Source organism: Antarctobacter aquimaris, from assembly GCF_900184945.1.
GTDB classification, from domain to species: Bacteria; Pseudomonadota; Alphaproteobacteria; order Rhodobacterales; family Rhodobacteraceae; genus Maliponia; species Maliponia aquimaris.
Window position 1 is genome coordinate 23,744 of sequence record NZ_FXYF01000020.1, and the last position, 14,076, is coordinate 37,819.

The following is a 14,076-nucleotide window of genomic DNA, read 5'->3' on the forward strand; positions in this document are numbered from 1 at the left end:
AAACCCTATCGGAATCAGCCATTTGAGCCCATATTCCCAAAAATGAAAAATGGTTTCAAGAAAATTGCGTGGCGGGGCCGCTTGCGCCATATTGAGCAGCAACAAGGAGACCTCATCATGACAGATCAGAATCCGGTTTTCATCCCCGGCCCGACCAACATGCCCGACCGTCTGCGCCGGGCAATTCAGGTCCAGACCCAGGACCACCGCGCACCGGACTTCGTCAACACGTTTGCGCCCGTGCTCGAGGGAACAAAGAAGGTCTTTGGCACCACCGAGGGCAAGGTCGTGACCTTTCCCGCCTCCGGCACCGGCGGCTGGGAGGCGGCGGTCTGCAACACGCTCAGCCCGGGCGACAAGGTGCTGGTCGGCCGCTATGGCGTCTTCAGCCACCGCTGGATCGACCTGTGCCAGCGCCATGGCCTGGATGTCCAGATCGTCGATTGCGCCTGGGGCGAGGGCGCGCCGGCGGCGCGCTTTGAAGAGATCCTGAGCGCCGACAAGGGACACCAGATCCGCGCTGTCCTGACCACCCACAACGAGACCGCGACCGGCGTCCGTTCGGACATCGCCGCCGTGCGCCGCGCGATGGACGCGGCCAGCCACCCGGCCATGCTGTTCGTCGACTGCGTCAGCTCGCTCGCCTCGATGCCGTTCGAATTCGACGGCTGGGGCGTCGACATCGCGGTTTCGGGCTCGCAGAAGGGCTTCATGCTGCCGACCGGCATGGCGATCCTCGGCGTGTCGCCCAAGGCGATCGCGGCGATGGAAACGGCCAGGCTGCCGCGCACCTTCTTCGACTTTCGCGACATGATGAAGGCCAACGCCACCGGCGCCTTTCCCTATACGCCGCCGCTGCAGCTGATCTACGGGCTGCGCGAAAGCCTGGACATGCTGTTCGAGGAGGGGCTGGAAAACGTCTATGCCCGCCACCACCGCCTTGCCGAAGGCGTGCGCCGCGCCGTCGACGCCTGGGGCCTCAAGCTGGTCGCCAAGTCGCCCGATCTCTACTCGGACACGGTCAGCGCGATCTACGTCCCCGAGGGCTTTGACTCCAACGCCCTTACGGACCATGCTTATCGTGCCTACAAGGTGTCCTTTGGCATCGGCCTGGGCCAGATGAACGGCAAGGCCTTCCGCATCGGCCACCTGGGCAGCCTGACCGACGTCATGGTGCTGTCGGGTCTCGCCACGGTCGAGATGGCGATGGCGGACCTGAACTACCCGATCACGCTGGGCAGCGGCGTCGCCGCTGCGCAGGACTACTTCCGCCACAGCAACGCGCTTGCGTTGAAATCCGCCGCCTGAGGAGGGACGCCATGCTGGATGCCATGACCCTGGCCGAAGCGCTGACCATCGACGACATGCGGGCGGCCCACGCCCGCATCAAGCCGCACATCAACCGCACGCCGATCCTGCAATCGCAGTACCTGAACGAGCTGACCGGCGCGCAGCTGTTCTTCAAGTGCGAGAACTTCCAGGAAGCCGGCGCCTTCAAGGTGCGCGGCGCCTGCAACGCCGTCTTCGGCCTGACGGACGAGGCGGCGCAGCGCGGCGTCTGCACGCACAGTTCGGGCAACCACGCGCTGTCGCTGTCCTACGCGGCAGGGCGCCGGGGCATCCCGTGCAACGTGGTCATGCCGCGCACCGCGCCGCAGGCCAAGAAGGACGCGGTGCGCCGCTACGGCGGCATCATCACCGAATGCGAGCCTTCGACCACCTCGCGCGAGGCGGTGTTTGCCGAGGTGCAGGCCAGGACGGGGGGCGAGTTTGTCCACCCCTACAACGACCCGCGCGTGATCTGCGGCCAGGCGACCTGTTCGGCCGAGATGCTCGAGCAAACCGACGGGCTGGACATCGTCGTCGCCCCCATCGGCGGCGGCGGCATGATCTCGGGCACCTGCCTGACCCTGTCGAACCTATCTCCAGAAACGAAGATCATCGCCGCCGAGCCGGAACAGGCCGACGACGCCTACCGCAGCTTCAAGGCCGGGCGCATCATCGCCGACGACGCGCCCGAGACCATTGCCGACGGTCTCAAGGTGCCGCTGAAGGAGAACACCTGGTATTTCGTGCGCAACTACGTGAACGATATCCAGACCGCGTCGGAGCAGGAGATCATCGACGCGATGAAGATCACCTGGAAGCACCTGCGCATCGTGATGGAGCCCTCCTGCGCCGTGCCGCTGGCGGTCATCCTCAAGAACCCCGAGACCTACCGCGGCAAGCGCGTGGGCGTCGTGGTGACCGGTGGCAACGTCGACCTCGACAAGCTGCCCTGGCTGGCGAGATGACGATTGTTTTCCCATCGGAAACTTGTTTCCGATGGGAAACTTCGCCATATCACCCTCACGGCTCAAGGCGCACAGAATCGTAGGGCGGGGCATGCCCCGTCGTCCCAAGGACAAGGGAGACCCAAAATGAAAGACCTGACCAATTTCGACGATTTCGAAGTCGGCTATGACATCCCCGCCGTTCCCGGCATGGACGAGGCGGACATCCAGACCCCCTGCCTGGTGCTCGATCTCGACGCGCTCGAACGCAACATCAAGAAGATGGGCGACTACGCCCGCGCGCACGGGATGCGCCACCGCGTGCACGGCAAGATGCACAAGTCGGTGGACGTGGCCCAGTTGCAGATAGACCTGGGCGGCGCCTGCGGCGTCTGCTGCCAGAAGGTCTCCGAGGCGGAAGTCTTCGCTCGCGGCGGCATCAAGGACGTGCTGGTCTCGAACCAGGTCCGCGACCCGGCCAAGATCGACCGGCTGGCGCGGATGCCCAAGCTGGGCGCGCGCACCCTCTGCTGCGTCGACGACCTTGCCAACGTGGCCGACCTGTCGGCCGCCGCGGTCAAGCACGGCACCCAGATCGAATGCCTGGTGGAAATCGACTGCGGGGCAGGGCGCTGTGGCGTGACCACCACGCCCGCGGTGATCGAGATCGCCAAGGCGATCGAGGCGGCGCCGGGGCTGAAATTTGCCGGCATCCAGGCCTACCAGGGCGCGATGCAGCACCTCGACTCCTACGACGAGCGCAAGGCCAAGATCGGCGTGGCCGTGGCCATGGTCAAGGACGCGGTGGACGGGCTGAAGGCCGAGGGCATCGACTGCGACATCGTCGGCGGCGGCGGAACCGGGTCGTACTATTTCGAGTCCACCTCGGGTGTCTACAATGAGCTCCAGTGCGGCTCCTACGCCTTCATGGACGCGGATTACGGCCGCATCCTGGACAAGGACGGCAAGCGCATCGACCAGGGCGAATGGGAGAACGCGCTGTTCATCCTGACCTCGGTCATGTCCCACGCCAAGGCCGACAAGGCCATCGTCGATGCCGGCCTCAAGGCGCAGTCGGTGGACTCCGGCCTGCCGTTGATCTTTGGCCGGGACGACGTGACATACGTCAAGTGCTCGGACGAGCATGGCGTCGTGGCTGACCCGCAAGGCGTGCTCAAGGTCAACGACAAGCTGCGCCTGGTGCCGGGCCACTGCGATCCCACCTGCAACGTGCACGACTGGTACGTCGGCGTGCGCGGCGGCAAGGTCGAAAGCGTCTGGCCGGTCTCGGCCCGTGGCAAGGCCTACTGAGACCCGAACGCGGCAAGGATGACGGGACGCCGGGCCTGACCCGGCGTCTCCTGCTGACAGAAGGAATGCGAAGGATGAAGGACATGCCCCCGACAGAGGGCCTCGTGATCGTGGGCGAGGCGGAATGCGCGCGGCTGGTGGGCCGCAAGGATGCCTTTGACGCGGTCGAGGCGGTGTTCGCCGCCATGGCGCGCGGCGATGCCTACAACTTTCCGGTGATCCGCGAGGCGATCGGCTACGCCGACGCGCTCTACGGCTTCAAGTCGGGCTTCGACAAGGCGGGAAAGGTGCTGGGCCTGAAGTCCGGCGGCTACTGGCCGGGCAACATGGCCAAGGGGCTGACCAACCACCAGTCCACCGTTTTCCTGTTCGACCCGGATACCGGCCAGCTGGCGGCACTGGTCGGCGGCAATTACCTGACGGCGGTACGCACGGCGGCCTCGTCTGCGGTCTCCATCGCGCATCTCGCGCGCAAGGACGCCAAGGTGCTGGGCATGGTGGGCGCGGGGCACCAGTCCGCCTTCCAGCTGCGCGCCGCCGCCGAACAGCGCGATTTCGAGAAGGTCGTCGCCTGGAACCCGCATCCCGACATGCTGCCGAAACTGGGCGCCGTGGCCGAGGAACTGGGCCTGCCCTTCGAGGCGGTGACGCAGGAGGAACTGGGCGCGCAGGCGGATGTCATCATCACCATCACCTCGGCCTTTGAGCCGCTGTTGATGAAGGACTGGATCAAGCCGGGCACGCATCTCGCCTGCATGGGAACCGACACCAAGGGCAAGCAGGAGGTCGACGCCGCGCTGTTGGCCGCGGCCACCGTCTTTACCGACGAGGTCGCGCAGTCGATCAGCATCGGCGAGGCGCAGCACGCCATTGCTTCGGGCGCGATCACCGCCGAGGCGATCACCCCGCTGGGCAAGGTGATCAACGGTGACCATCCGGGCCGGAGCTCGGACGACGAGATCACGCTGTTCGACGGCACCGGCGTGGGCTTGCAGGATCTGGCGGTTGCCTCGGTCGCCGCCCGCCTGGCTGCCGAAGCGGGCACGGCGCAGCGCGTCGTTCTCTGAGCGCTCCACTGGGCGGCAAGGGGGCGGCGGCCCCCGTCCAAGCCCCGGGACAAACCGGAGGCGATCCGCCGCGCCGCGCTTGCTCCCGCGCGGTTTTGGCAATACCTCGGGATGAAAGGGCGCTGTCGGGGCGGATCCCCTGACCGGGACTGCACGGGCAAAAGGACCGCGCCGCATCACGCAAGGACCGCCGACCATGACCTTCGATGACCTCAAGGCACAGATCGCCGCCGGCGGCATCGACACGGTGCTGGTCTGCCTCGTCGACATGCAGGGCCGCCTGATGGGCAAACGGTTCCACGCCGAGGCCTTTCTGGACATCGTCGGGGGTGAAACGCACTGCTGCAACTACCTGCTGGCCACCGACATCGCCATGGCCACGCCGGACGGCTACGCCACCACCTCCTGGTCGCGTGGCTACGGCGACTACATCCTGCGGCCGGACCTGACCACGCTGCGCCCGGTGCCCTGGCTCGACGGCACCGCCATGGTGCTCTGCGACATCCTCGATCACGACACCCACGCGCCGGTGCCGCAGTCGCCGCGTGAGATCCTCAAGCGCCAGATCGCCCGCGCCGACGCGATGGGGCTGACCCCGGTCATGGCGACCGAGCTGGAATTCTTCCTGTTCCGCGGCACCGCCGACGAGATCGCCCGCGGCGGCTTTCGGCTGGACACCTATTCGACCTACAACGCGGATTACCACATCTTCCAGACCTCCAAGGAAGAGCCGGTCATGCGGCCGATCCGCAACCACCTGCGCGCCATGGGCGTCCCCGTGGAGGGGTCCAAGGGCGAGGCCGAGGCCGGGCAGGCCGAGCTGAACATCCGCTACGCGGGCGCGCTTGCCGCCGCCGACCACCACACGCTGGCCAAGCACGCGGTCAAGGAAATCGCCTGGCAGAAGGGCTGCGCCGCCAGCTTTCTGGCCAAGTGGCACGCGGACCGCGTCGGCAGCGCCGCCCATGTCCACCAGTCGCTGTGGAAGGACGGCGTGAACGCCTTTCACGACCCGGTCCGCCCGCTGGGCAAGTCCCGCCTGCTGGACCACTACATCGCCGGCCTGCTGAAATACGCCGCCGAGACCACGTATTTCGTGGCGCCCTACGTCAACAGCTACAAGCGTTTCGCCCGAGGCACCTTTGCGCCGACGCAGATCGTCTGGTCGATCGACAACCGCACGGCGGCCTTTCGGCTGTGCGGGGCGGACACCAAATCGGTGCGCATCGAGTGCCGCGTGCCGGGCGCCGACATGAACCCCTACCTGGCGTTGGCCGCCACACTGGCCGCCGGCCTCAAGGGCATCGAGGACCGGCTGGAGCTGCCCGCCCCCTTCACCGGCGACGCCTACGACGACGACGACTCGCACCACATCCCGCGCACCCTGCGTGATGCGCGCGAGGCGCTGCTGCGGTCTGCCATGCTGCGCGAGGCGATGGGCGACGCGGTGGTCGACCACTATGCCCGCGCCGCCGCCTGGGAGCTGGCAGAGTTCAACCGCGTGGTCACGGACTACGAGATCGCCCGCGGCTTTGAGCAGGCCTGACCGGATGCCCGGCGCCGCCAGGGCCTTCGCCGCGCCCCTGCGGGCCAGAGGGTCGGCGATCCGCGTCCTTTGCCTGCCCTTGCGGGAAACGCAGGCGCTTCTTCTTTTCCGAAGCCCCTCCGGGGGTAATGGCCCCGGACATGATCCGGGACCAGAGGGGGCGGCGCCCCTTCTTGCCGCCGCAAACCGCAGCGAAAGACCTTAGCCATGAGCCATGCCGCCAACTGGTCCTACCCCACCGCCATCCGCTTTGGCGCCGGCCGCATCGCCGAGATCGCCGAGGCCTGCGCGAGCGCCGGCATCGCGAAACCGCTGCTGGTCACCGATCGCGGCCTGGCCGATTTGCCGATCACCACGCGCACGCTCGACCTGATGCAGGCCGCCGGGCTTGGCCGGGCGCTCTTTTCCCAGGTCGACCCGAACCCCAACGAGGCGAACCTCAAGGCCGGGCTCGCGGTCTTCCGCGCGGGCGGGCACGATGGGGTGATCGCCTTTGGCGGCGGTTCGGGGCTGGACCTGGGCAAGATGGTCGCCTTCATGGCCGGGCAGACCCGCCCGGTCTGGGATTTCGAGGATGTCGGCGACTGGTGGACCCGCGCCGACGCCGCCGCAATCCGGCCGACCATCGCGGTGCCGACCACCGCCGGCACCGGGTCCGAGGTCGGCCGCGCCTCGGTGCTGACCAATGCTGCCACGCATGAGAAGAAGATCATCTTCCACCCCAAGGTGCTGCCCTCGGTGGTGATCGCCGACCCGGAGCTGACCGTGGGCATGCCCAGGGCGATCACCGCGGGCACCGGCATGGACGCCTTTGCCCATTGTCTCGAGGCCTACTCATCGCCCATCTACCACCCGATGAGCCAGGGCATCGCGCTGGAGGGGATGCGGCTGGTCAAGGAGAACCTGCCGCGCGCCTTTGAGGCGCCGGATGACCTGGACGCACGGGCCAACATGATGTCGGCGGCGATGATGGGGGCGGTGGCCTTTCAGAAGGGGCTGGGGGCGATCCATGCGCTGAGCCATCCGATCGGCGCGCTCTACGGCACGCACCACGGCACGACCAACGCGGTGGTGATGCAGGCGGTGCTGCGGTTCAACCGCCCTGCGGTCGAGGCGCGGCTGGCGCAGGCGGCGGCCTACCTGGGGATCGCGGGCGGCTTTGACGGGTTTTATGCCTTTGTTGGCGAGATCAACGCGCGGCTGGGCATCCCCGGGACGCTGGCGGAGATGGGCGTGACGGCGCCGGACAAGGCGGCGATCCTCGACGGCGCGCTGAAGGACCCCAGCTGCGGCGGCAACCCGATCGAGATGACCCGCGAGAACACCGCGGCGCTGATCGACGCGCTGATGTAGACGAGGGGGCGGGTCGGGACTCGGGCCTTTCGGCCCATCGCCCGCCCGCCAGCCCTCGGCCGGGCCCTTGCCGGGGCGTGGCGCGGGTTGGATGGCGGGGCGGGGCTCAAGGCTCACCCGCAAACAGGCCCGCCTGTTTCCCGTACCCACCTCTCGCCTTTGCTGCCTGACCCGGACCGTCCCCCGAGGCAAGGGCAAGCCGCGCGTGCCGCGCGGTGCGTGCCGCACCCTTGCCACGGGCGCCGCTCCGGGTCCTGTCGGCCGCAGGCGAGAGGCGGCTCCGGGAAACAGGCTGACAGGGGGCTTCTTGAGCCTAGCTTTCGTAGCGGGTGCGGCCGCGGCGGTGGCTGTCGACCTTCAGCGTCATGTGCAGCGGTTGGTGGGCGCGCTGGGCGCATTTCTGGCGTGGGCAGGTGTGGCAGTTCAGCCCGACCTGGGCGTAGAGCGCCGGGTCCTTGGCGTTGAGCGAGCGGGCATAGGTGATTTCCTCGGCGTGGCGGGCGTCGCAGCCCAGCGCCACTACCAGCCTTCGGTCCTGCGTGGTGCGCGAGAACACCGGCCGGTCCGAGGTGCGCGACAGGGTGAAATAGCGCGCGCCGTCCGGCAGCTCGACGAATTGCGGCTGGATCACGCTGGGCTGGTGAAAGGCGCCGTGGATGTTCCAGACCGGGCAGCCGCCGCCCTGGTCGGCCAGCTGCGCGCCGGTGGCGTTGAACCGCTTGGTCACGTTGCCGGCGCGGTCCACCCGCAAAAAGAAGAAGGGGATGCCGCGGTCGGCCGGGTCTTGCAAGGTGGTCAGCCGGTGGCAGACCTGTTCGAAGCTGACGCCGAAGGCGGCGGCGAGGCGGTCGAGGTCGTAGCCCGATTCGCGCGCGAGTGCCAGGAAGGGCGCGTAGGGCAGCAGGATCGCGGCGGCGACGTAGTTCAGCAGCTCCACCTCCAGCCGCTTGCGCCCGGTGTCGCTGCGCAGCCCGGCGCTGGCGACGAGGCCCTGCACCACCTCGCCGGCCTCGATCTGCGCCACCACATGGGCCAGCTGGAAGTTGCGGTTGGGCTGGTCGAGCGCCTCGGACAGGTGGACCTCGGCGGCTTTTTCGTCGAATTCCATCAACGCGTCGGGCATCTCGGTCAGGCGGCGCAGGTCGGACTGGATGCCGTGGGTCACGCGCAGGTGGCGTTTCAGCAGGGCGTACATGTCGTCCTGCGTGCCGCCCAGCCGTTCGCGGCTGATCTGCGCCATCTCCTCGAGCGCGGGAAAGTGATTCTGCCGGGTGCGGAAGAAATCGTAGATCTCGCGTTCGGGGGCGGCGCGCAGCACCTCGCCGCTGGCCCCGGCGGCGACGCTGCGTTGCAGGTGGTCGGCCAGCGTGCGGTAGTCGCGGTGCAGTTCCAGGAATCGGTCCACCAGCCGCGGCGCGTGGTCGAGGGCGGCGCGCAGTTCGGTCAGGTCGGGCAGGTCGCCGGTAAAGACCGGGTCCTTGACCGCCGCGCGCAGCTCGGTCAGGCGGGTCGCCTCATTGCCCTGCACCAGCGATTTGGCGTCGACGCCATAGGCCTCTGACAGCGCCATCAGCACCTGCACCGACAGGCTGCGCTGGTTGTTTTCCAGCAGGTTGACATAGGCCGCACTGACGCCCAGCCGCTTGGCCATCTCGGCCTGGGTGTGATTGTGCAGGCCCCGCAACTGGCGCAGTTTCGGGCCGATCAGGGTCTTGGTCATGTTTACAACATTACAATTGCGGGAGTTGTTGCAGCAAGCTGAAACACGTTAACCCGGTTTGATGTGAAATAAAATTACCTTCCCGGTATGAACTGCGCATGGATGCGCCCTTTCCGGCCGGCATGGCGGAGCGGGCGAAAGCAGACATCACTTGGGAGGACTAACATGACTTACAAGATCACGCGCCGTCTGGCCATTGCCGCGGCCGCCTCTGCCGCTCTGCTGGGATCGACCGCCGCCGCGCTGGCCGAAGGGTGGAAACCGGTCAAGCCGGTGGAGATGGTGATCATGGCCGGCACCGGCGGTGGCGCCGACCAGATCGCCCGCCTGTTCCAGTCGATCATCCAGAAGGAACGGCTGTCCAGCATGCCGATCCTGCCCGTGAACAAGGGCGGCGGATCGGGCGCCGAGGCGCTGCGCTACCTCAAGGACAAGGAAGGCGATGCCCATGTCATCATGGCGACGCTGAACAGCTACTACACCACGCCGCTGCGCACCGACATCGGCGTCGATATCGCCGAGTTCACCCCGCTGGCGCGCATGGCCATGGACACCTTCGTGCTGTGGGTGAACGCGGACAGCGACATCCACACGCTGGAGGACTACGTCGCCGCCGTCCAGGCCTCGGGCGGCAGCTGGAAGATGGGCGGCACCGGCACCGGGCAGGAGGACAGCCTGGTCACCGCGATGCTGGACAAGGAATTCGGGCTCAAGCACGTCTACGTGCCCTTCGCCGGCGGTGGCGAGGTGGCCAAGAACCTCGTCGGCAACCACATCGACGCCACGGTGAACAACCCGGCCGAGCAGATGGGGTTCTACAAGGCGGGCAAGGTGCGCCCGATCGTGGCCTTCACGCCGGAGCGGCTGGAGGTGTTCCCGGACGTGCCGACCGCGCGTGAGCTTGGCCACGACATCGTCTACTGGATGCAGCGGTCCTTTGTCGGACCCAAGGACATGCCGGCCGAGGCGGTGGCCTATTACACCGACATGCTGATGAAGCTGTCCGAGACCGAGGAATGGACGGCCTACACCGCCGAGCAGGCGCTGGTGGCCGACATGATCACCGGCGAGGCCTTGCAGGCCTATTTCCTGGAGGAGCGCACCAAGCATGACGCCATCCTGAAAGAGATCGAGGGCGGCGCGTCCTGATCGCTGACACCCTGGACACAGGGCCGGGCGGGCGTGACCTCGCCCGGCCTTCAATCGCGCGCAGAGGGGAAACGGAATGCTGACCGCCGACCGCATCATCGCTGGCGCCATCATGGCGCTGTCTGTCTATTTCATGTGGCATGCCACGGTCCTGCCCATCGGGTGGAACGGGGCGACCGGCGGGCCAGGGGGCGGGTCCTTTCCGTTCTGGCTGTCGCTTGTCATGTTCCTGAGCGCGGGCGGCATCCTGGCCCGCACCTTCGCCGCCGAAGCGCGGGCCAGCTTTTTCTTCGACACCAGCATGCTGCGGCCGATCCTGCAGGTGGTGGCGGCGCTGGCCGTGACCATCGCGCTGATCCCGGTCGCGGGCGCCTACGTCGCGCTGCCGCTGTTCCTGTTCTGGTATCTGCGGATCTTCGGCCGGCACGGCTGGGTGCTGGTGCTCAGCCTGGTGATCCTGACCCCCGTCGTGGTCTTTTTCTTCTTCGAGGTCACGCTGCGGATCCTGCTGCCGAAAGGCTATACCGAGCCGCTGTTCTACCCGCTTTACGCGATGTTCTTCTGAGGGGCGATTTCCATGGATTTCCTGACACTGCTGGCGGACGGCTTTGCCACATCGCTGTCGCCTCTGAACCTGCTGATCGTGATCCTCGGCGTGACCGTTGGCCTGTTCATCGGCGCGATGCCGGGGCTGGGTTCGGTCAACGGGGTGGCGATCGTGCTGCCGCTGACCTTCATCGTGCCGCCGTCCTCGGCGATCATCCTGCTGGCGGCGATCTACTACGGGGCGATGTACGGCGGGGCGATTTCGTCGATCCTGCTGGGCATCCCCGGCGCCTCGACCGCGGTGGCCACCACCTTTGACGGCCGCCCCATGGCGCAGCAGGGCAAGGCCGGGCTGGCGCTGATCGCGGCGGCGGTGGCCTCCTTTGTCGGCGGCACCATCTCGGTCATCCTGTTCACGCTGTTCGCGGCCCCGCTGGCGGATGTCGCGCTGGCCTTCGGCCCGGCCGAGGAATTCGCGCTGGTGCTGCTGGCCTTCACCACCTTCGTGGGGCTGGGCGGCGACGATGTGCTCAAGACGCTGGTGATGATCTGCCTGGGCCTCGTGCTGTCGACCGTGGGCCTCGACCTGATCTCGGGGCAGCCGCGGCTGATCTTTGGCGACCTGCCGGGGTTTTACGCCGGGATCTCCTTCCTGGTGCTGGCGATCGGCGTCTACGGCATCGGCGAGGTGCTCTACACCATCGAAACCTCGAAATCCGCGCCCCAGGTGACCCCGGCCCGGATCACCTTTGCCGAGCTGCGCGCCGGCCTGCGCGAGATGAACCGCCTGTGGAAGACCATGAGCCTTGGCTCCTTCCTCGGCTTCTTCGTCGGAATGCTGCCCGCAGCGGGGGCCACGCCGGCCTCGCTCATGGCCTATGGCATCGCGCGGCAGACCTCGAAAAAGCCCGACAGCTTTGGCAAGGGCAACATCGAAGGCGTCGCCGCGCCGGAGACCGCGAACAACGCCGCATCGACCGGCTCGCTCTTGCCGATGCTGACGCTGGGCATCCCAGGGTCACCCACCACGGCGCTGCTGCTGGGCGGCATGGTGATGTGGGGCCTGGTGCCCGGGCCGATGCTGTTCATCGAACAGCCGGACTTTGTCTGGGGCCTGATCTCGTCGCTCTACACCGCGAATGTCGCCGCCGTGCTGATCAACATCGCGCTGATCCCACTGTTTGTCTGGGCGCTGCGGATGCCGTTCACCGTGCTCTGCGCCATGGTCGTCGTGCTGTGCATCGTGGGGGGCTATGCTCCGAACCAGAGCATGCATGACGTGTGGCTTATTGCCGGGTTCGGCGTTGCGGGTTATCTGTTGCGCAAGGCGGACTATCCGCTGGCGCCGCTGGTCCTGGCGCTGGTGCTTGGTCCGTTGATGGAAAAGAGCTTCCGTCAGACACTGATCGCGGAGCAGGGCAACGTGATGGCTTTCATCGAACGCCCGCTTTCGGGCGCCTTCATCGCCCTCGCAGCCGTCTTCTTCGTGCTGCCGATGATCAAGTTCCTGCGGAAGGGCGGCCGGCGCAGCGTCGCGCCGGCAGAGTGAACGACATGACGACTGACAGGAAGGAAGACATCCATGGGGACGACACTCAAGCAGCTCCTCGCCACACATCCGGCTTCGGCCCCGGCGATCGGCGCGCCGTCCAAGACCTGGCTGAGCTATGGCGGGCTGCGGTCGCTGTCGGACGAGATCCGCGGCCAGCTGCGCGCGGCGGGAGTCGGCCCGACGGACCGGGTGGCCATCGTCCTGCCGAATGGCGCGAGCATGGCGACGGCCTTCGTGACCATTGCGCAATCGGCCACGACAGCACCCCTCAACCCTTCGTACCGCGAGGATGAATATGCCTTCTACCTCGAGGACCTGAAGGCCAGGGCCATCGTGCTCGAGGCGGGCTACGACGGCCCGGCGCTGGCGGCGGCCAACCGTTTTGGCCTGACGGTCCTGCGCCTGCACGAGGACGCGGAGGTGGCGGGCCAGTTCCGGCTCGACCCGGAGGGCGCGACAACGGTGGCGCAGGACGGCGAGCCGGGGCCGGACGACGTGGCGCTGATCCTGCACACCTCGGGCACCACTTCGCGGCCCAAGATCGTGCCGCTGTTGCAGTCCAACGTGGCAGCCTCGGCGCAGCACATCGCCGCGTCGCTGGCGCTGACGCCCGAGGACCGCTGCATGAACGTCATGCCGCTGTTCCACATCCACGGGCTGCTGGCCGCGGTGTCCGGCTCGCTGTCGGCGGGGGCGTCGGTCTGGTGCGCGCCGGGCTTCAACGCGCTGTCCTTCTTCGCCCAGATGAAGGAGGCACACCCGACCTGGTACACCGCCGTGCCGACGATGCACCAGGCGATCCTGACCCGTGCCGGGCGCAACGCCGAAGTGATCAAGGAGGTGCGGCTGCGCTTCCTGCGGTCGTCCTCGGCCTCCTTGCCCGCGCAGGTCATGGAGCAACTGGTGGAGACCTTCGGCGCACCGGTGGTCGAGGCCTATGGCATGACCGAGGCGGCACACCAGATGTGCTGCAACCCGCTGGATCGGCAAAAGCCGGGATCGGTGGGCGTCGCGGCCGGCCCCGAGGTGCGCATCGCCCACGAGACCGAGAACCGGCTGATCGACGGCACCGGCGAGGTGGTCATCTCCGGCCCCAACGTGACGCCGGGCTACGAGGCCAACCCCGAGGCCAACGCCAAGAACTTCTTCGATGAGGACGGCAAGCGCTGGTTCCGCACGGGCGACCAGGGCGCACTGGACGAGGACGGCTTCCTGCACCTGACCGGGCGCCTGAAGGAGATCATCAACCGCGGCGGCGAAAAGGTGTCGCCGCTGGAGGTGGACGGCGTGCTGATGGATCACCCGGCGGTGGCGCAGGTGGTGACCTTTGCCCTGCCGCATCCCAAGCTGGGCGAGGAGGTGGCCGCAGCCGTGGTCCTGCGCGACGGCATGGCTGCGACCGAACGCGAGATCCGCGATTTCGCCGCCGAGCGCATGGCCGACTTCAAGGTGCCGCGCAAGGTGGTGATCCTGGACGAGATCCCCAAGGGCGCGACGGGCAAGATGCAGCGCATCGGCATGGCCGAAAAGCTGGGCCTGGTGGCCAACGCCTGAGCCTT

At 67.4% G+C, this 14,076-nt stretch carries 11 protein-coding genes; 10 read left to right on the forward strand and 1 reads right to left on the reverse strand.

Annotation, left to right across the window (positions count from 1 at the left end; all coding sequences use genetic code 11):
* Window positions 1-117 precede the first annotated feature (117 nt).
* From bhcA to MAA8898_RS22975, 6 genes are all read left to right on the forward strand, one after another.
* The gene (bhcA, locus tag MAA8898_RS22950; RefSeq protein WP_094023361.1) at window positions 118-1,308 is read left to right on the forward strand and encodes an L-aspartate--glyoxylate aminotransferase BhcA; all 1,191 of its coding nucleotides are present in this window, start codon (window positions 118-120) and stop codon (window positions 1,306-1,308) included.
* 11 nt (window positions 1,309-1,319) lie between these two features.
* The gene (bhcB, locus tag MAA8898_RS22955) at window positions 1,320-2,294 is read left to right on the forward strand and encodes a beta-hydroxyaspartate dehydratase BhcB (protein WP_094023362.1); all 975 of its coding nucleotides are present in this window, start codon (window positions 1,320-1,322) and stop codon (window positions 2,292-2,294) included.
* A gap of 126 nt (window positions 2,295-2,420) precedes the next feature.
* On the forward strand, window positions 2,421-3,584 hold the full coding sequence (bhcC, locus tag MAA8898_RS22960) for a 3-hydroxy-D-aspartate aldolase BhcC (RefSeq protein WP_094023363.1): 1,164 nt from the start codon (window positions 2,421-2,423) through the stop codon (window positions 3,582-3,584).
* A gap of 74 nt (window positions 3,585-3,658) precedes the next feature.
* Window positions 3,659-4,651: an iminosuccinate reductase BhcD gene (gene bhcD, locus MAA8898_RS22965; protein WP_094023364.1), complete on the forward strand. Its 993-nt coding sequence runs from the start codon at window positions 3,659-3,661 to the stop codon at window positions 4,649-4,651.
* Between the two features lie 196 nt (window positions 4,652-4,847).
* The gene (locus MAA8898_RS22970; RefSeq protein ID WP_094023365.1) at window positions 4,848-6,197 is read left to right on the forward strand and encodes a glutamine synthetase family protein; all 1,350 of its coding nucleotides are present in this window, start codon (window positions 4,848-4,850) and stop codon (window positions 6,195-6,197) included.
* A gap of 207 nt (window positions 6,198-6,404) precedes the next feature.
* Complete coding sequence (locus tag MAA8898_RS22975) at window positions 6,405-7,550, forward strand: iron-containing alcohol dehydrogenase (RefSeq protein WP_094023366.1); 1,146 nt, start codon at window positions 6,405-6,407, stop codon at window positions 7,548-7,550.
* 313 nt (window positions 7,551-7,863) lie between these two features.
* Here the strand turns inward: MAA8898_RS22975 and MAA8898_RS22980 are convergent, their stop codons facing one another.
* Window positions 7,864-9,270, reverse strand: coding sequence for a helix-turn-helix domain-containing protein (locus tag MAA8898_RS22980; protein WP_094023367.1), 1,407 nt, complete (start codon window positions 9,268-9,270; stop codon window positions 7,864-7,866).
* 165 nt (window positions 9,271-9,435) lie between these two features.
* Here MAA8898_RS22980 and MAA8898_RS22985 point away from each other — a divergent pair, with 165 nt between their 5' ends.
* The 4 genes from MAA8898_RS22985 (at window position 9,436) to MAA8898_RS23000 (ending at window position 14,071) form a co-directional block, all read left to right on the forward strand.
* A complete protein-coding gene (locus MAA8898_RS22985; RefSeq protein WP_094023368.1) occupies window positions 9,436-10,419 on the forward strand; it encodes a Bug family tripartite tricarboxylate transporter substrate binding protein in 984 nt (327 codons plus the stop codon).
* A gap of 76 nt (window positions 10,420-10,495) precedes the next feature.
* Complete coding sequence (locus tag MAA8898_RS22990; protein WP_094023369.1) at window positions 10,496-10,984, forward strand: tripartite tricarboxylate transporter TctB family protein; 489 nt, start codon at window positions 10,496-10,498, stop codon at window positions 10,982-10,984.
* A 12-nt stretch (window positions 10,985-10,996) separates the two neighbouring features.
* On the forward strand, window positions 10,997-12,514 hold the full coding sequence (locus tag MAA8898_RS22995) for a tripartite tricarboxylate transporter permease (protein WP_094023370.1): 1,518 nt from the start codon (window positions 10,997-10,999) through the stop codon (window positions 12,512-12,514).
* Between the two features lie 33 nt (window positions 12,515-12,547).
* Window positions 12,548-14,071 carry an acyl--CoA ligase gene (locus MAA8898_RS23000; protein ID WP_094023371.1) on the forward strand — a complete coding sequence of 508 codons (1,524 nt, stop codon included), beginning with the start codon at window positions 12,548-12,550 and terminating at the stop codon, window positions 14,069-14,071.
* The last annotated feature ends 5 nt before the right edge of the window (window positions 14,072-14,076 follow it).